The organism is Pseudoxanthomonas sp. SGNA-20 (assembly GCF_003931635.1).
GTDB lineage: Bacteria > Pseudomonadota > Gammaproteobacteria > Xanthomonadales > Xanthomonadaceae > Pseudoxanthomonas.
In genome coordinates, this window is sequence record NZ_RRYK01000001.1 from 833,426 (window position 1) to 849,657 (window position 16,232).

General features: G+C 71.9%; 17 protein-coding genes. 3 read left to right on the plus strand and 14 right to left on the minus strand.

The genetic code is table 11. The features are described from left to right. Nucleotides 1-100: 100 nt before the first annotated feature. Nucleotides 101-565: a hypothetical protein gene (locus EIM48_RS03705; protein ID WP_019399935.1), complete on the plus strand. Its 465-nt coding sequence runs from the start codon at nucleotides 101-103 to the stop codon at nucleotides 563-565. A gap of 57 nt (nucleotides 566-622) precedes the next feature. Here the strand turns inward: EIM48_RS03705 and hslU are convergent, their stop codons facing one another. Together hslU and hslV are read right to left on the minus strand one after the other, a co-directional pair. Beyond that, complete coding sequence (gene hslU / locus EIM48_RS03710) at nucleotides 623-1,987, minus strand: ATP-dependent protease ATPase subunit HslU (RefSeq protein ID WP_028914432.1); 1,365 nt, start codon at nucleotides 1,985-1,987, stop codon at nucleotides 623-625. Nucleotides 1,988-2,146: 159 nt separating this feature from the next. Next, nucleotides 2,147-2,698, minus strand: a complete 552-nt coding sequence (gene hslV, locus EIM48_RS03715) for an ATP-dependent protease subunit HslV (protein WP_019399937.1) — start codon at nucleotides 2,696-2,698, stop codon at nucleotides 2,147-2,149. A 563-nt stretch (nucleotides 2,699-3,261) separates the two neighbouring features. Between hslV and EIM48_RS03720 the strand changes: the two genes are divergently transcribed. Together EIM48_RS03720 and EIM48_RS03725 are read left to right on the plus strand one after the other, a co-directional pair. Beyond that, nucleotides 3,262-4,422, plus strand: coding sequence for a zinc-dependent alcohol dehydrogenase (locus tag EIM48_RS03720; protein ID WP_019399938.1), 1,161 nt, complete (start codon nucleotides 3,262-3,264; stop codon nucleotides 4,420-4,422). A gap of 23 nt (nucleotides 4,423-4,445) precedes the next feature. After that, the gene (locus EIM48_RS03725) at nucleotides 4,446-4,853 is read left to right on the plus strand and encodes a hypothetical protein (protein ID WP_233581619.1); all 408 of its coding nucleotides are present in this window, start codon (nucleotides 4,446-4,448) and stop codon (nucleotides 4,851-4,853) included. 59 nt (nucleotides 4,854-4,912) lie between these two features. Here the strand turns inward: EIM48_RS03725 and EIM48_RS03730 are convergent, their stop codons facing one another. The 12 genes from EIM48_RS03730 to hemC form a co-directional block, all read right to left on the minus strand. Then, nucleotides 4,913-5,236 carry an MmcQ/YjbR family DNA-binding protein gene (locus EIM48_RS03730; protein WP_019399940.1) on the minus strand — a complete coding sequence of 108 codons (324 nt, stop codon included), beginning with the start codon at nucleotides 5,234-5,236 and terminating at the stop codon, nucleotides 4,913-4,915. A 23-nt stretch (nucleotides 5,237-5,259) separates the two neighbouring features. Continuing rightward, nucleotides 5,260-5,652: a DoxX family protein gene (locus EIM48_RS03735; protein ID WP_051403602.1), complete on the minus strand. Its 393-nt coding sequence runs from the start codon at nucleotides 5,650-5,652 to the stop codon at nucleotides 5,260-5,262. A 147-nt stretch (nucleotides 5,653-5,799) separates the two neighbouring features. Beyond that, the gene (gene xerC, locus EIM48_RS03740) at nucleotides 5,800-6,681 is read right to left on the minus strand and encodes a tyrosine recombinase XerC (protein WP_125111095.1); all 882 of its coding nucleotides are present in this window, start codon (nucleotides 6,679-6,681) and stop codon (nucleotides 5,800-5,802) included. 66 nt (nucleotides 6,682-6,747) lie between these two features. Continuing rightward, entirely contained in the window at nucleotides 6,748-7,428 is a 681-nt protein-coding gene (locus EIM48_RS03745) for a DUF484 family protein (RefSeq protein ID WP_019398822.1), read from the minus strand. Then, nucleotides 7,425-8,270, minus strand: a complete 846-nt coding sequence (dapF, locus tag EIM48_RS03750; protein ID WP_125111096.1) for a diaminopimelate epimerase — start codon at nucleotides 8,268-8,270, stop codon at nucleotides 7,425-7,427. Before dapF ends, EIM48_RS03745 begins: the two co-directional genes overlap by 4 nt. After that, a complete protein-coding gene (locus tag EIM48_RS03755) occupies nucleotides 8,257-8,502 on the minus strand; it encodes a lipoprotein (protein ID WP_125111097.1) in 246 nt (81 codons plus the stop codon). The genes dapF and EIM48_RS03755 overlap by 14 nt, the downstream gene beginning before the upstream one ends. Before the next feature lie 49 nt (nucleotides 8,503-8,551). Continuing rightward, entirely contained in the window at nucleotides 8,552-8,962 is a 411-nt protein-coding gene (locus tag EIM48_RS03760; RefSeq protein WP_125111098.1) for a YbaN family protein, read from the minus strand. Between the two features lie 106 nt (nucleotides 8,963-9,068). Next, complete coding sequence (locus EIM48_RS03765) at nucleotides 9,069-11,216, minus strand: S9 family peptidase (RefSeq protein ID WP_233581620.1); 2,148 nt, start codon at nucleotides 11,214-11,216, stop codon at nucleotides 9,069-9,071. Between the two features lie 97 nt (nucleotides 11,217-11,313). Then, complete coding sequence (locus tag EIM48_RS03770) at nucleotides 11,314-13,425, minus strand: prolyl oligopeptidase family serine peptidase (RefSeq protein WP_125111100.1); 2,112 nt, start codon at nucleotides 13,423-13,425, stop codon at nucleotides 11,314-11,316. Between the two features lie 99 nt (nucleotides 13,426-13,524). Next, a complete protein-coding gene (locus EIM48_RS15730) occupies nucleotides 13,525-13,866 on the minus strand; it encodes a hypothetical protein (RefSeq protein WP_026010563.1) in 342 nt (113 codons plus the stop codon). Between the two features lie 283 nt (nucleotides 13,867-14,149). Further along, nucleotides 14,150-15,118 carry a YafY family protein gene (locus tag EIM48_RS03780; RefSeq protein ID WP_028914427.1) on the minus strand — a complete coding sequence of 323 codons (969 nt, stop codon included), beginning with the start codon at nucleotides 15,116-15,118 and terminating at the stop codon, nucleotides 14,150-14,152. 148 nt (nucleotides 15,119-15,266) lie between these two features. Continuing rightward, complete coding sequence (gene hemC / locus EIM48_RS03785; protein ID WP_019398830.1) at nucleotides 15,267-16,172, minus strand: hydroxymethylbilane synthase; 906 nt, start codon at nucleotides 16,170-16,172, stop codon at nucleotides 15,267-15,269. Between the last annotated feature and the right edge of the window lie 60 nt (nucleotides 16,173-16,232).

Genomic DNA, 16,232 nt, shown 5'->3' on the forward strand with positions numbered 1-16,232 from the left:
GCCGGGTGGCGCGTGGCCCGCGGGGCGGCACAAATCGCACGGCCTGCACGCCGTGCTCCGCATGATCCAGGGCACGCCCGACGAAGACGGAGGACCTCAGATGAGGATGACGCCCGCCCAGTCCGCCCTGCTCAATGCCCGCGAGAAGCAGCTGCTGCAGGCGCGCGGGCCGTACGAAGTGAAACAGCTGGCCACCCTGATCCGGCGCACCCGCGAACTGCGCGACCGCCAGCGCGACCTGGCCCAGCGCCAGCGCGTGGCGGCAACCACGCAGGGACGCTCCAGGGAATCGGCCACGATCACGCGCACCTTGCGCAAGGAGCAGCTGTTCAGCCGCGCCCTGGAGCACTTCGAGGCACAGCTGGCCCGGATCAACCGCGAATCATCCGATGTGATGGGCGAGCTGGCACTCGGCAACAACGCCGCCGCCTCGCGCCCGGGCCGGCGCGCGACGACCGCGGCCGCGCCGCGCGAGCCTTCGGCCGGGAGCGCGAAGAAAGCCGGCGTGGCCAGGTCGCGCACCGGCGTTGCGCTGCGCGGGCGCGCCCAGGCGGCTTTCCGCTAGCAAGAAGGGCCGGCACCGCCATGGTGCCGGCCCTTCCATGCCAGGCGTCGCGAGCGCTCAGAGGATGTAGCGGCTCAGGTCCGGATCCTGCACCAGTTCGCCCAGGTGCTGGTCCACGTAGGCGCGGTCGATGGTAATCGCCTGGCCATCGCGGTCCGGGGCCTCGTAGCTGAGGGTGTCGAGCAGGCGCTCGAGCACGGTGTGCAGGCGGCGGGCGCCGATGTTCTCCTGGCGCTCGTTGACCTGGGCCGCGATCTCGGCGATGCGCTCGATGGCGTCGGTGGTGAATTCCAGCTTCACCCCCTCGGTGGCCAGCAGCTCCACGTACTGCCGGGTCAGCGCGGCCTTGGGCTCGGTGAGGATGCGCACGAAGTCTTCCTTGCTCAGCGCGCCCAGTTCCACGCGGATCGGGAAGCGGCCCTGCAGCTCCGGGATCAGGTCCGAGGGCTTGGCCAGGTGGAAGGCGCCGGAGGCGATGAACAGGATGTGGTCGGTCCTGACCGTGCCGTACTTGGTGGACACGGTGGAGCCTTCCACCAGCGGCAGCAGGTCGCGCTGCACGCCCTCGCGGGAGACGTCGCCGCCGCCCACGTTCTCGCCGCGCTTGGCGACCTTGTCGATCTCGTCGATGAACACGATGCCGTGCTGCTCGCAGGCCTCGATCGCCGCGGCGCGCACGTCGTCCTCGTTGACCAGGCGCGCGGCCTCCTCCTCGATCAGCTGCGGGCGCGCGGCACGGATGGTCAGGGTGCGCTTGTGGGTGCGGCCGCCGCCGAGGCTGGCGAACATCTGCTTGAGCTGCTGGCCCATCTCCTCCATGCCCGGCGGGGTCATGATGTCCACGCCCGGGGCGGCGGCGGCCAGCTCCAGCTCGATCTCGCGGTCGTCCAGCTCGCCGTCGCGCAGCATGCGGCGGAACTTGGCGCGGGTGGAATCCTCCGGGCCGGACACCTGCACCTCGGCGGTGCCGCCGCCGAAGCCCGGCACCGCGCGGCGCGGCAGCAGCGCGTCGAGGATGCGCTCCTCGGCGCGTTCCTCCGCCTGCAGGCGCACGCGCGCCTTGGCCTGCTCGCGGTACATCTTGACCGCGGTATCGGCCAGGTCGCGGATGATCTGCTCCACGTCCTTGCCCACGTAGCCGACCTCGGTGAAGCGGGTGGCCTCGACCTTGACGAACGGGGCGTTGGCCAGCGTCGCCAGGCGCCGCGCGATCTCGGTCTTGCCCACGCCGGTGGGGCCGATCATCAGGATGTTCTTCGGCATCACCTCGTTGCGCAGCTCCGGGTCCAGCTGCATGCGCCGCCAGCGGTTGCGCAGGGCGATCGCGACCGCGCGCTTGGCGGCCTGCTGGCCGACGATGTGGCGGTCCAGCTCCTGCACGATCTCGCGCGGGGTCATGGTCGGGGAATTGTTCGCGGTCATCTGGGGGATCCGTGATTCGTTATTCGTGGTTCGTGATTTGTGGCTGGAAGAAGCAGCACCGGGCCGGTTCGCGACGGAAGTGAGTTGAAGGAGCGCTTTGCTCTCTACGAATCACCAATCCCGAATCACGAATCCCGGCTCTTGAATCCCGGTTCTTCCTCACAGCTCTTCGACCACCACGTTGCGGTTCGTGTAGATGCAGATGTCGCCGGCGATGCCGATCGCCTCGGTGGCGATGGTGCGGGCGTCCAGTTGCGTATGCGCCAGCAGGGCGCGCGCGGCCGACAGCGCGTAGCTGCCACCGGAACCGATGGCGATGATGCCGTCCTCCGGCTCGATCACGTCGCCGGTGCCGCTGATGACCAGCGAGGTTTCCTTGTCGGCCACCGCCAGCAGGGCCTCGAGCTTGCCGAGGCGGCGCTCGGTGCGCCAGTCCTTGGCCAGCTCCACCGCGGCGCGGGTCAGCTGGCCATGCTTCTCAAGCTTGGCCTCGAACAGTTCGAACAGGGTGAAGGCGTCGGCGGCGGCGCCGGCGAAGCCCGCCAGTACCTGGCCGTCGCGGCCCAGGCGGCGCACCTTGCGCGCGTTGCCCTTCATCACCGTGTGGCCAAGCGTCACCTGGCCGTCGCCGGCGATGGCCACCTTGTCGCCGCGGCGCACGCAGACGATGGTGGTGGCGTGGAACACATTGGGGTTCTGGCTGGGGTCCATGCGGCACTCCGGGGATCGATAGCTCCCTCAGTGGGGGCTGACCCGGACCGGTTCAAGCCGGCCGCCGCCAGGCCTGGCGCCCGCCGGCGATGACCACCGCGCGCAAGCCCATTGGGCATCCAGGGCCCGGATCCCCACCGGGGCCAGGCCAGGCCCGCCATCGCCGCGCCATCCAGGCCGCAGCCCAGCAGTCCACCGCTCGCGGCAACCGGGACCGCGGCGGGCAGTCTCCGCACGCGACGCCTCGCTGGCAGCTGCGCGTGCGATCCCCTTCCACGGGCCCGGCAAGGCCGCGTCGCCGCAAGTCCATCCACCGCACGCGGACGCGGCACCGGCCGGGTTCCTGCCCGCGATTGGCGGCCTGCCGCCCTCGGGTCCGGCCCGCGGCGGCTGGCAGGCGGCTGCGGAGCATCTGCCGGACCGTCGGCACTGCAGAACGTGCAGGCTCCGGCGCGGCACCTCCACGCCCCCGCCACGTCGGCGACGCGTGCTGTTCACGGCTCTGGCGCCAAGGTCGTACGCCTGGCCGGGCCCCCGGCGCAGCAATCCGAGTGGAGATCCCAATGCTGGCCACCACCTACCGCCGCCCCCGCAAGATGCGCATCGAGCATGTCGCCGAGCCGGAGATCGAGCATCCGAACGATGCCATCGTGCGCGTCACCCGCACCTGCATCTGCGGATCGGACATCCATATCTACAACGGCCTGGTGCCCGACACCCGGGTCGGCTCGATCATCGGCCACGAGTTCTGCGGCGTGGTCGAGGAAGTCGGGCCCTCGGTGCAGAACCTGAAGGTGGGCGACCGGGTGCTGGTGCCGTTCAACATCTTCTGCGGCAGCTGCTATTTCTGCCAGAAGGAGCTGTACGGCAACTGCCACAACGTCAATTCGCAGGCCAGCGCAATGGGTGGCTTCTACGGTTACACCCATACCGCCGGCGGCTACGACGGCGGCCAGGCCGAGTACGTGCGCGTGCCCTTCGCCGACGTCGGCCCGACCGTGATCCCCGAGGACATCCACATCGAGGACGCGGTGCTGCTGACCGACGCCTTCCCCACCGGCTACCAGGCCGCGGAGATGGGCAGCATCCGCGAGGGCGACACCGTGGTCGTGTTCGGCGCCGGTCCGGTCGGCCTGTTCGCGGCCAAGAGCGCGTGGTTCTTCGGCGCCGGCCGGGTGATCGTGGTCGACTGCGAGGACTACCGCCTGGAGTTCGCGAAGAAGTTCGCCCACGCCGAGACGGTCAACTTCCGCGAGGTCGATGACGTCGCCACCCACCTGAAGAAGATCACCGACTGGCTGGGCGCGGACGTGTGCATCGACGCGGTCGGCTGCGACGCCACCGGCAGCGCGTTCCACGGCATCACCGGGAAGATCCTGATGCTGCAGGCCGGCTCGCCGATCGCCCTGCACTGGGCAATCAACAGCGCGCGCAAGGGCGGGCGCATTTCGATCGTCGGTGTCTATGGGCCGACCTTCAACATGATTCCGATCGGCAACGCGGTGAACAAGGGCCTGACCCTGCGCATGAACCAGGCCAGCGTGAAGCGCCACCTGCCGCGGCTGATCGAGCACATCCGCGCAGGCCACATCTCCCCGCGCGAGGTCATCACCCACCGCATCCCGCTGGAGGACGTGGCCGACGCCTACGACATCTTCGTCAACAAGCGCGACAACTGCATCAAGACCGTGCTGGTCCCGCCTTCGGCGCGGGCGGAAGCATGAGCCGGCGCGCACAGGAGCAGACCATGGATCGCAGCAGCTACGCCCACATCCCCGGCTGGGGTTCGGACCTGGAACGCGGGAACCGCCCGGCTGTGCCAATGGAACGCACCCCACCACGGCTGGACGTGCCGTGGAGCGACCCGCCGCCGCGGCAGCCGATGACCGTCGAGGTGCTCAAGTCGGTCGAGCGGCCGGAGCATTCGCGCACGTTCGGCACCCGCCTTCCACCGAAGGGCCTCAGCGGCGCGATCCGCCGCGCCGCCTTCCGCCGCAGCGAGAACGACATCGGCCACTGGTTGGCGCTGGTTGCCGCCGACCGGGTGAACATCGTCGAGGGCCTGTGCCAGGACGTGCGCCGCTCGCCGGCCAAGGCCATCATCGCCGGGCTGGGCATCGGGCTGGCGGCCTGGTGGCTGTTGCGGCGCGACTGAGCGGCCGGAACTTCGATCTGGCCAGGGCCGCTGGCACGCAGCTGCGGCGTCCCGGCGCCTCAGCCGCCGCGCAGCGCCCTGGGCGCCCGGCGCTCCCAGGCCAGGCGGACCAGCGCGGCCACGATCTTCGGGTTGGCGCCGGCCAGGCGGATGCGCACCCCCACCGCCTTGCTGCCCCAGGTCAGGGTCTCGACCCAGGCCGGATGCAAACGGACCGCCAGTTCCCGCTGCTCGTCGTCGAGGAAGAGGTGCGCGTGCTTGCCGTCCGGCGGCATGGTCGCGAAGATCCTGCCCCCGACCCGGAACGAGGCGTAGTCGAAGTGCGGGGCCTCGCTGGCCTCCGGCAGTGAGAGCGCATACTGGCGCAGTTGTTCCGGCTTCATTGGTAGCCTCCGGGTGCCGGGCTTCAGGAGCGCGGTCGCGACTCCCGGTAATGCGTGCCCACGCATAGCAGGGCGCAGACCAGCAGCACGCTGTACTCCATGCCGTTGCGGCCCAGGCCGACCACGAACCAGCCCTCGGGCAGGTGCACCAGCACCAGTCCCGCCAGGTAGATCGCGGCAAAGCCCAGGCTCAGCGGGAACACCAAACGACGCAGCGCGAACAGGGCCGAGCCGACGATCTCGTACAGCGTCACGCCCCAGGCGATCACCGGTCCGATCATGAAGCCCAGGCCGTCCAGCCACTGCCCGAACGGCGCCACCGCGCCGGCGAACAGGCGTGCCCAGCCATGCGCGGCGATCAGCACCGCCAGCACGAGGCGCAGCACGGTCCACAGCTTCTCGTCGCGGGAATGCATCCTCGTCCTCCACTGCCCGCGGGCGCTGCCGGTTGCGGCGCTACCCTGCCCAGGATGGCCCGCCGCTGGAACCCGGCGGGGCGACGCAGGCAGGGTACGCCGGAATCGCCTGCGGGGCATCTCCGGGCCGGCCTGCGCCGCCCGCCGCTAGCCCTTGCGCCGGGCGCGCGGGTGCGCGGCGTCGTAGACCTTCGCCAGGTGCTGGAAATCGAGGTGGGTATAGATCTGGGTGGTGGCGATGTCGGCATGGCCGAGCAGTTCCTGCACGCCGCGCAGGTCGCCGGAGGACTCCAGCACGTGGCTGGCGAAGCTGTGCCGCAGCATGTGCGGGTGCACGTGCTTGAACAGCCCCTGGCGCGCGGCCAGCTGGCGGATCCGCACCTGCACCGCGCGCGGGCTGATCGGGCGGCCGCCGCGGCCGGGGAACACGAAATCGTCGGCGCCTGCACCGGTGGACTTGCGCCACTCCTGCAGCGCGCGGCGCGCGTGCGAGCCCACCGGCACGGTGCGCTGGCGGCTGCCCTTGCCGAGCACCGTGACCAGTCCTTCCTCCAGCTGCAGGTCGCGCCAGCGCAGCGCGCACAGCTCGCTCAGGCGCAGGCCGGAGGAATAGAACAGTTCCAGCAGGGCGCGGTCGCGCAGGCCCAGCGGGGCGTCGGTGTCCACTTCCACCAGCTGCACCGCCTCGTCCACGTCCAGCACCTGGGGCAGCCTGCGCGGGGCGCGCGGCGCGCGCAGGCCGGTGGCCGGGCTGGCGGCGATCGCGCCGTGCTTCAGCAGCCAGGCGTAGTAGCTGCGGCAGGCGGACAGGCGCCGCTGCAGGCTGGTCGGCGACAGCCCGCGGCGGTGCTCGCTGGCGATGAACTCGCGCAGCTGCGCGCCGTCCAGGCGGGCGGCCGCGGCGCCGCGCGCGGCAGCCCAGTCCTGCAGCGCCTGCAGGTCGCGCTGGTAGGCGTCCAGGGTGTGCGGCGACATCGCCCGCTCCACCCGCAGGTGCTCGAGGAAATCGTCGATGCCGTTCGTGGTCATGGCGCCGGGGCCGGGGACATGGGTCGCATCATGCGCCCGCCGCGGCGCGGCGGGCGCGTGCCGGGCTCAGGGCTGGGCGTCGAAGCGCGCCAGCGCGGTGGCCAGGGCCTCGCCCATCATGCGCAGGAACAGGGTGCCCATGCCCGGGTAGAAGCGGTTCGGGTCGTGGCTGCCGACCGCGACCAGGCCGGTGCCGGCCAGCGGCAGCAACGCGCTGGACTGCACCTGCTCGCGCGCCTGCCCGTACAGCACCGCGTTCTTGTCCGCTTGCAGGCGCCCGCACAGCGGCTCGCCGGAGGCCAGCGCGTCGCGGAACGCGCCCAGTTCCGGCGCGTCCTCGGCCACCACGCGCAGCCACTCGGCGTCCTCCAGGCCCGCCACCGGGCGGAACGAGACGATCCGCACCAGGTCGCCGGCGAAGTCCTCGGCCAGCGAGGCGGCCATCGCGCGCAGGGTCTCTGCGCGGCTGTCCTGGCGCATCAGCGACAGGGTCAGCTGGTGGGTGCGCACCGCCAGCTGCTCGTTGACCTGGGCGTTGGCCGACAGGTCGGCCAGCCGCCGCGACAGCTCGCGGTTCTTCTCCCGCAGCACCTCCAGCTGGTAGCTGGCCAGCGAGGCGGTGCGTCCGTCCTCGCGCGGCACCACCAGGCTTTGCGCCAGGTCGGGGAACTGCTTGAGGAAATCCGGGTGCCGGCGCAGCCAGGCAGCCACCTCGTGCGCGCCGAGTTTCTCCTGGGTCTCGCTCATGCCTGCCACTCCCCTTCGAATACGAATGCGGCCGGTCCGGCCATGATGATCGGTGCGTCGTCGGCCGCCCAGCCGATGCGCAGGTCCCCGCCCGGCAACGACACCGTGGCCTGCCGCGCGATGCGGCCGCGCCGCACCAGCGCGGCCACCGCGGCGCAGGCGCCGCTGCCGCAGGCCAGGGTCTCGCCCACGCCGCGCTCGTACACGCGCAGGCGCACGTGGTCCGGCGCCAGCACCTGGGCGAAGCCCACGTTGACCGACTGCGGGAACGCGGGCGAGGCCTGCAGGGCGGCGCCAAGCCCGGCCACGTCGGCTGCGCCCACGTCGCCTACCTCGATCACCGCGTGCGGATTGCCCATCGACACCGCGCCAAACACGACGCGGCGGCCATCGAGCTCCAGCGCGTACTCCGCCGCCTCGGCCTCGAACCCGGCCAGCGGCACCGCAGCCGGGGCGAAGCGCGGCGCCCCCATGTCGACCGCGTAGCGGTCGTCGCCCAGTACCTGCACCTGGTGGATGCCGGCGGGGCTGTCGACCACGAAGCGTTCGCCGCGGGCGGCACCGTCGCGCACCAGCCAGGCGGCCACGCAGCGCGCGCCGTTGCCGCACTGCCCCGAGGGGCTGCCGTCGGCGTTCCAGATGCGGTAGGCGGCCACCGCGCCGGCGCTGCGCGGCGGCTCGATGGTCAGGATCTGGTCGCAGCCCACGCCGCGGTGGCGGTCGGCCAGGCGCGCGGCCAGTGCCGCGTCCGGCGGTGGGCTGCCATCGCGCAGGTCCAGCACGACGAAGTCGTTGCCGGCCCCGTGCATCTTGCTGAAGCGCAGGCGCTCAGCCATCGCCATCGTCCGCGCCTGCGTCCTCCGGCACGGGCAGCGGCCCGGCCGGGGTGGTGGGAACGGCGCCCGGCGCGGGCGCGTCCGGCTCCACCGGGGAACTGGCCGGCGGCGCGGGCGCCGGGTCCTCGACCGGGACCGGCTTCTGCGGCATGACCAGCGGGCCCTTGTTGCCGCAGGCGGCCAGCAGCGGCAGCGCGGCAAGTGCCAGGAGCAAGGCGGAACGTCGGATGGTGTCCATGCGCCGAGTATAGCGACGCGCTGGTGCAGGCCGGTTCGCCGGCTGCCATTCACGGCGGCGGATCGGCGCCCTCCGGTGGCTCCGGGCGCAGCCACAGCCAGGTGCCGACCACGGCCATGCAGGCAACCGGCAGCACCACCATCCAGGCGCGGTGCGAGGGCACGGCCAGCATCACCCCCAGCAGGACCGCGGCGCAGGCGAGCATCGCCCAGGTCGCCGCCCATTTGGCCCGGCGTGGTACCGCGCGGTGCTGGCGCCAGGCGCCAATCACCGGACCGAAGCGCGGATGCTCCAGCAGCCGCCGTTCCAGCCGATCGGAGCCGCGTGCCGCGGCCCAGGCCGCGACCAGGATGAAGACCGTGGTCGGCAGGCCCGGCAGGAAGATGCCGAGGATGCCCACGCCGAGGCTGGCGTAGGCCAGCAGCCACCAGGCCCAGCGGAAGCGGTCGCGGTTGCCCATCGGCGCATCATAGGCCGGCGGGCGTGGCGCGTCCGTGGCCGCCCGGCCACGGACGCTGCAGGAAGGCATGGCGTGCGCGGGCGGCAGGCCCGCGCACGCGCCCGGGTCAGGGCTTTTCGGCCACGCCCAGCTGGTCGAGCACGAAGGCGTAGTACTCGGCCTGCTCGCGGAAGCGGCGGAAGCGGCCGGACTTGCCGCCGTGGCCGGCGTCCATGTTGGTGCGGAACACGATCGGCGCGCTGCCGGTGTTGAGGTCGCGCAGCTTCGCCACCCACTTGGCCGGCTCCCAGTACTGCACCTGCGAGTCCCACAGGCCGGTGCCGACGAACATCGCCGGGTAGGCCTGGGCGCGCACGTTGTCGTACGGGGAGTACTTGAGCATGTACTCGTAGTACTGCGGCTGCTCCGGGTTGCCCCACTCGTCGTACTCGTTGGTGGTCAGCGGGATCGACGGATCGAGCATGGTGGTGACCACGTCCACGAAGGGCACCTGGGCCACGATCACCTTGTAGTCCTGCGGCGCCTGGTTGGCCACCGCGCCCATCAGCAGGCCGCCGGCGCTGCCGCCCATGGCCGCGACCCGGGCCGGCGCGGCATAGCCCTGCGCGACCAGGGCGCGGGTCACGTCGACGAAGTCGTTGAAGGTGTTCTGCTTGCGCAGCAGCTTGCCGTCCTCGTACCACTTGCGGCCCAGTTCCTGGCCGCCGCGGATGTGGGCGATGGCGTAGACCACGCCGCGGTCCAGCAGGCTCACCACCGGGCCGTTGAAGCCCGGGTCCATGGAGATGCCGTAGCTGCCGTAGGCGTACTGGAACAGCGCCGCGGTGCCGTCCTTCCGGAAGCCCTTGCGGTAGACCAGCGACACCGGGATGCGCACGCCGTCGCGCGCCTCCACCCACAGCCGCTCGGTGGCGTACTGCGACGGGTCGTAGCCCGGCACCGCCTGCTGCTTGAGCTGGCGGCGCTCGCCGGTGGCCACGTTGAGCTCGTAGGTGGTGGCCGGGGTGGTCAGCGAGGTGTAGCCGTAGCGCAGCCACTGGGTGTCCGGCTCGGCGTTGACCGACAGGCCCATCGAGTAGGCCGGCTCGTCCGCCGCCACGTACTGCTGGCTGCCGTCGGCGCGCAGGATGCGCACCCGCTCCAGGCCGCCGGAGCGCTCGCCGACCGCGGTGAAGCCGTCGAACAGCTCGTACTCCTCGATGAACACCTCGGGGTCGTGCGGCAGCCAGTCCTGCCACTGCTTGCGCGAGGTGGCGTCGCTGGGCGCGGTGACCAGCTTGAAGTTGGTGGCGCCGTCGGCGTTGGTGCGGATCACCCAGCGGCCGCCGTGGTGGTCGGCGTCGTACTCCACGTCGCGCTGGCGCGGCGCCAGCACCCGGAACTCGCGCGGGTCCGCGGCCGGGGCGTAGCGGACCTCGGAGGACACGGTGCTGTCCAGGCCGATGGTGATGTACTTGTCGTCGCGGGTGCGGCCGATGCCCATGTAGAAGGAATCGTCCTCCTCCTCGTACACCAGCGGGTCCTGCTCCGCCGGGGTGCCCAGCACGTGCTTCTTCACGCGCACGGTCAGCAGCGTTTCCGGGTCGTTCTCGACGTAGAACAGGGTGCGGTTGTCGTCGGCCCACACCAGGTTGGGCGAGACGCCCTTGATGGTGTCCGGGTAGACCTCGCCGGTGGCCAGGTTGCGGAAGCGGATGGTGTACTGGCGGCGGCCGACGTCGTCCTCGGCCCAGGCCAGCAGGGTGTTGTCGGGGCTGACCTCGTAGTCGCCGACGCTGAAGTAGTCCTTGCCGGCGGCCAGCTGGTTGACGTCCAGCAGCACCTGCTCGGCGGCGAAGTCGCCGGCCTCGTTGGCGGCCTGGATCGCGACCGCGTCCACGCCGGGGCCGTCCTTGCGGCGGGCGTGGACCGGGTAGTCCTTGCCCTTCTCGTAGCGCGAGTAGTACCACCAGCCGCGCTCGCGGTACGGCACCGAGCTGTCGTCCTGCTTGATGCGCGCGACGATCTCCCCGTACAGCTTCTCCTGCAGCGGCTTCAGCGGCGCCAGCAGCTGGTCGGCGTAGGCGTTCTCGGCCTCCAGGTAGGCCAGCATGCGGCGGTCCTGGCGGGTGTCGTCGCGCAGCCAGTAGTAGTCGTCCTGGCGGGAGGCGCCGAACGGGGCGGTCACCGTGAACGGCTTGCGCTCGGCGTCGGGCGGGGCGGCGATGGCGGGGGGCGTGGTCATCAGCAGGGCAAGTGCGAACAGGAAGGGCATTCTCATCGATGCGGTCCCGGGATGGAAAACGGAAGGGTCCGCGCGCGCGCGGACCCCGGAACCAGGCGCCCCCGGCCGGGGCCGGGGGCGCGAGGGATCACTTCTTGGCCTTGGCCGGCTGGCTCAGGCGCTGCCAGAGGAAGGCGTAGGCCAGCGCGCTCATGTGCGCGGCCTGGGCATTGTTGGCCGCGCCGCCGTGGCCGCCCTCGATGTTCTCGTAGTAGGTCACGTCCTTGCCGGCATCGATCATCTTCGCCGCCATCTTGCGCGCGTGGCCCGGGTGGACGCGGTCGTCGCGGGTGGAGGTGAGGAAGATCACCGGCGGGTACTCCTTCGCCGGGTCGAACAGGTGGTACGGCGAGAAGGTCCTGATGAACTCCCAGTCGGAAGTGTCCGGGTTGCCGTACTCGGCCATCCACGAGGCGCCGGCCAGCAGCTTGTTGTAGCGCTTCATGTCCAGCAGCGGCACCTGCACCACCACCGCGCCGAACAGCTCCGGGTACTGGGTCAGCATGTTGCCGGTCAGCAGGCCGCCGTTGCTGCCGCCCTGCACGCCCAGGTGCTGCGGCGAGGTGATCTTGCGCTTGACCAGGTCCTGCGCGACCGCGGCCATGTCCTCGTAGGCCTTGTGCCGGTTCTGCTTGAGCGCGGCCTGGTGCCAGCGCGGGCCGTACTCGCCGCCGCCGCGGATGTTGGCCACCGCGTACACGCCGCCGCGCGACAGCCAGGCGCGGCCGAGGCCGCCGGAGTACGACGGGGTCAGCGAGATCTCGAAGCCACCGTAGCCGTACAGCAGGGTCGGCGCCTTGCCGTCCAGCTTCAGGTCCTTCGGCCGCACCAGGAAGTACGGCACGCGGGTGCCGTCCTTGCTGGTGGCGAAGTGCTGCTCGATCGCGTGCTTGCTGCTGTCGAAGAACGACGGCATCGACTTCAGCTGCTCCGGCGGCTGGCCGATGGCGGCCAGCGACAGCGTGGTCGGGGTCAGGTAGTCGGTGGCGGTCAGCCACACCGCGTCGGATTCGTCGCTGTCCACCGCGCCCACGGCCAGGGTGCCGAACGCCGGCGCGCCCACGAACTCGCTGCGCTTCCAGCCGCCGGCGGCCGGGGTCAGCACGTGCAGGCGGTTCTTCACGTCCTCCAGCACGTTGAGCACCAGGTGCGAGCGGGTCCAGGCGAAGCTGGCCAGCGAGCTGCGCTCGGTCGGCTCGAACAGCACCTGGAACTCGCGCTTGCCGGCCATGAACTCGTCGAAGTTGGCCGCCAGCAGCGAACCGGCGGCGTAGGTGCGGCCGCCCACGGACCACGGCTCGCGCAGCTCCAGGGTCAGCCACTGGCGCTTGACGCCCTTGTTGGCCGAGTTGGGCGCGTCGACCTTGGCCAGCTTGCCGTCCTTGCCGACCAGGTACAGCTCGTCGTTGTAGAAGGCGATGGTGCGGCTGACGAAGTCGCGCTCGAAGCCCGGGGTGTCGTCGTGGAAGGCGGCGATGTACATGTCGTCGTCCTTGCCCTCGTACACGACCTCGGCCGACTCCAGCGGGGTGCCGCGCTTCCAGCGCTTGACGATGCGCGGGTAGCCGGACTCGGTGGTCGAGCCGTCGCCGAAGTCGGTGTAGACGTAGACGGTGTCCTGGTCGATCCAGTTCAGGCCGCCCTTGGCCTCGGGCCGGAAGAAGCCGCCCTCGACCCAGGCCTTGCGCTTGAGGTCGAACTCGCGGGTGACGTCGGCGTCGGCGCCGCCGCGCGACAGCGCGATCAGGCAGCGCTCGTAGGCCGGGCGCAGGCAGTCGGCGCCGTGCCACACCCAGTTCTCGCCCTCGGCCTTGTTCAGCGCGTCGAGGTCGAGGATCGTTTCCCAGGCGGGATTGGGCTTGCGGTACTCCTCGAGCGTGGTGCGGCGCCAGACGCCGCGCTCGTGGTTACGGTCCTTCCAGAAGTTGTAGTAGTACCCCCCGATCTTCTGCACCCCGGGGATCTTGGCGTCGGAGTCCAGCACCTCGCGGATGCCGGCCTCCATGGCCTTGAACTCGGGCGTGGAGGCGAGGGCGGCGTCGGTCCGGGCGTTCTGGGCGCGGACCCAGGCCAGCTGGCGCTCGCCGGTCACGTCCTCCAGCCACTGGTAGGGATCGTCGGCCATGTTGGGCTCCTGGGCATGGGCCACCCCGGCGGCGGCGAGACCAGCGACGAGGCAGGCCTGGGCAAGACGCGACATACGCACTCCGTGAAACTGGGACAGCCGGCGAAGCTAGCACAGCGCCCGCCGGACGTACGCATGCCGATGGTCAGGGGCCCGTGGCGGTCCCGGCCGCGCTCAGGCGGCGGCGCGGCGGCCGAAGCCGGAAGCCCGGCGCCCCCCGCGGCGGCGGGCCTGGACCCGCGGCCGCAGCTGGCGCAGGCGGCGCGCGGCGGCCGGCAGCGCCGGCGGCAGGCGGAAACGGTGCAGCGCCCACCATGCCGCCAGCGGCATGCCCACCAGCCACAGCGGCCACCAGCCGATCCACTCGGAGGAACCGCGCAGCGGCGGCACCAGGCATACGCCCAGCAGGCCGGTGGCGAACCAGTAGCGCAACAGCCTTTCCAGGTTCGATTCCGGAGCCCCGGCCGCTTCGGGTTGGCGGGGGGCGGCGGCGGGGGTAGGCGACCAGTTCGACATGGCTGCGGCTCCTTGTTGGGAGGCGCAGGTTGCCGGGGGGCCATCTCACCGGCTGCGATGGTGTACCCCCTCCGCCTGCGGGGAGGTCGGGGGCGAGAGCCGGGCTCCAGCCGCAGCGATCACTGCCAGGGCCTACGGAAGCACACCGACTTTGCGGGCAATGCTGCAACCGGTGCCCGCGCCCGGGGAGCCCGGAGTTCCGCTTCTTGCGGGCCCCAGCCGGCGCCGGGTTGCCGGGCCCTTCCCCTATCCCCGGGAGGAAGAGGGAAGCATGGCCCCCGCCTCAGCGGTCGTACTGCGCCAGCGCCAGCGAAAGCAGGCTCTTGGCCTGCTCGCGCAGCACCGCCGGCTCGACGATCTCGGCATCGGCACCGTAGTGCAGCACGTCCATCAGCAGCTCGCGCGAGACGCTGTAGGGCACCTTCAGCTCGTAGCGGCCGTCGGGCAGGAAGCGGCCCTGCTGGCGCGAGTGCCAGTGCTCGTCGGCCACCCAGCGCGCGACCTTGGGGCTGAACACGATGGTCGCCCAGCCCTTGGGCTCGCCGGAGAAGATGCCGTAGCTGGAAGCGAAGTGCTGGTCCAGCACGCCGTCCTCGACATCGTGCGCCGGCTCGTCCAGCAGCCGCGCCTGGCTGATCCGGTCCACGGCGAAGCTGCGCAGGCCCTCGCGCTCGTGGTCCCAGGCATCCAGGTACCAGTTGTCGCGGTAATGGGTGATCCGCTGCGGCGAGACCTTGCGCCGGGTGATCTCGTCGGTGGAGCGGGCGCGGTATTCGAAGGCCAGGCGCTTGCGCTCCAGCACCGCCGAGGCGACGGTGCGGAAGCTGGTCTCGTCCAGGCGGCGGCCGCGGTGCGGGATCACCCGCACCCGCTCCACCGGCCAGCGGCTGGTGCCAGCCTGGGCGGCAAGCAGGCCCTCGATGCGCTGCTGCAGCGGCGCCAGCACGCTGGACAGCACCCCGGCGCCGGTGCGCCGCAGCAGCTGCTGCGAGGCCAGCAGCGCGTACAGCTCCTCGGAGCTGAGCCACAGCCCCGGCAGCTCGAACCGCTCGCTCTCGGCCGCCGCGTAGCGGAAGCCCGCCTCGCCGTCGCCCTCCACCGGCGCCATCAGCGCGTCGCGCAGGAAGGCCAGGTCGCGGTAGACGGTGGCCCGGGAGCAGCCCAGCTCCTCCTGCAGCCGCGGCACGGTCACCGGGTAGCGCGCCGCCTTGAGGATGCGGTGCAGCGCGTTGATGCGTTCGTAGCGGTCCATGCCCGCGATTATGCGCGGTTGCAGGGCCCGCTGCGACGGAGGCCGGGCGACCCGCCCTGCCGGCCGCGCTTGCCTGGCTCGCAGGCACCCGGCCCACCGGCGCGGCTCGCGCCAGCTGCGGCACGGGGCGTGCGGGCGGGCGCGGGGCCTACAGGAACTCGCCGGCGCCGCGCTCCAGCAGCTCGGCGGCCAGGCGCCGGCCCAGCGCCGCCGGGTCGGCGGCCGGGCCCTCGCCTTCGGCGCGCACGGCGCGGCCGTCGGCGGCCGAGCCGACCAGGGCCTGCAGGTGCAGGCGGTCACCGCGCAGCTCCGCGTAGGCGGCCACCGGCACGTGGCAGCTGCCGTGCAGGCTGCGGTTGAGCGCGCGCTCGGCCTCGATCACGGTGCGGGTGGGCGCGTGCTCCAGCACCGACAGCAGGCCGAGGGTGCGTTCGTCGCCGGCGCGGCACTCGCAGGCCACCACCGCCTGCGCCGGCGCCGGCAGCCACTGCGGCGGCAGCAGGCGGGAGCGGATGCGCGCGTCCAGGCCCAGCCGCTGCAGGCCGGCGCACGCCAGCACGATGGCGTCGTACTCGCCGGCGTCGAGCTTGGCCAGGCGGGTGTTGACGTTGCCGCGCAGGTCGCGCAGCTGCAGGTCCGGGCGGCGCGCGCGCAGCTGCGCCTGGCGGCGCAGCGAGGAGGTGCCGACCACCGCGCCCTGCGGCAATGCGTCCAGGTCGGCGCAGGCGTTGCTGACGAAGGCATCGGCCGGGTCGGCGCGCTCCAGCACCGCCGGCAGGGCGAAGCCCGGCTCCAGCTCCATCGGCACGTCCTTGAGCGAGTGCACCGCGCAGTCGGCCTCGCCGCGCTGCATCGCCAGCTCCAGTTCCTTGAGGAACAGGCCCTTGCCGCCGATCGCCGCCAGCGAGCGGTCCAGGACCTCGTCGCCGCGGGTGCTCAGCGGCACCAGCACCACCTCCAGGCCGGGATGGGCCGCGCGCAGGCGGGCGGCGACGTATTCGCTCTGCCACAGGGCGAGCGGGCTCTTGCGGGTGGCGATGCGCAGGGTGTCCATGCGCGCATTATCGGCGAAGCACGCCCCCGGCGCCTTGCGCGGAACGCTTGCGCCGGTGGC

Coding starts and splice junctions, on each gene's coding strand:
- EIM48_RS03705 (WP_019399935.1), top strand. CDS start 101: ATGAGGATGACGCCCGCCCAGTCCGCCCTGCTCAATGCCCGCGAGAAG.
- hslU (WP_028914432.1), bottom strand. CDS start 1,987: ATGACCGCGAACAATTCCCCGACCATGACCCCGCGCGAGATCGTGCAG.
- hslV (WP_019399937.1), bottom strand. CDS start 2,698: ATGGACCCCAGCCAGAACCCCAATGTGTTCCACGCCACCACCATCGTC.
- EIM48_RS03720 (WP_019399938.1), top strand. CDS start 3,262: ATGCTGGCCACCACCTACCGCCGCCCCCGCAAGATGCGCATCGAGCAT.
- EIM48_RS03725 (WP_233581619.1), top strand. CDS start 4,446: ATGGATCGCAGCAGCTACGCCCACATCCCCGGCTGGGGTTCGGACCTG.
- EIM48_RS03730 (WP_019399940.1), bottom strand. CDS start 5,236: ATGAAGCCGGAACAACTGCGCCAGTATGCGCTCTCACTGCCGGAGGCC.
- EIM48_RS03735 (WP_051403602.1), bottom strand. CDS start 5,652: ATGCATTCCCGCGACGAGAAGCTGTGGACCGTGCTGCGCCTCGTGCTG.
- xerC (WP_125111095.1), bottom strand. CDS start 6,681: ATGACCACGAACGGCATCGACGATTTCCTCGAGCACCTGCGGGTGGAG.
- EIM48_RS03745 (WP_019398822.1), bottom strand. CDS start 7,428: ATGAGCGAGACCCAGGAGAAACTCGGCGCGCACGAGGTGGCTGCCTGG.
- dapF (WP_125111096.1), bottom strand. CDS start 8,270: ATGGCGATGGCTGAGCGCCTGCGCTTCAGCAAGATGCACGGGGCCGGC.
- EIM48_RS03755 (WP_125111097.1), bottom strand. CDS start 8,502: ATGGACACCATCCGACGTTCCGCCTTGCTCCTGGCACTTGCCGCGCTG.
- EIM48_RS03760 (WP_125111098.1), bottom strand. CDS start 8,962: ATGGGCAACCGCGACCGCTTCCGCTGGGCCTGGTGGCTGCTGGCCTAC.
- EIM48_RS03765 (WP_233581620.1), bottom strand. CDS start 11,216: ATGCCCTTCCTGTTCGCACTTGCCCTGCTGATGACCACGCCCCCCGCC.
- EIM48_RS03770 (WP_125111100.1), bottom strand. CDS start 13,425: ATGTCGCGTCTTGCCCAGGCCTGCCTCGTCGCTGGTCTCGCCGCCGCC.
- EIM48_RS15730 (WP_026010563.1), bottom strand. CDS start 13,866: ATGTCGAACTGGTCGCCTACCCCCGCCGCCGCCCCCCGCCAACCCGAA.
- EIM48_RS03780 (WP_028914427.1), bottom strand. CDS start 15,118: ATGGACCGCTACGAACGCATCAACGCGCTGCACCGCATCCTCAAGGCG.
- hemC (WP_019398830.1), bottom strand. CDS start 16,172: ATGGACACCCTGCGCATCGCCACCCGCAAGAGCCCGCTCGCCCTGTGG.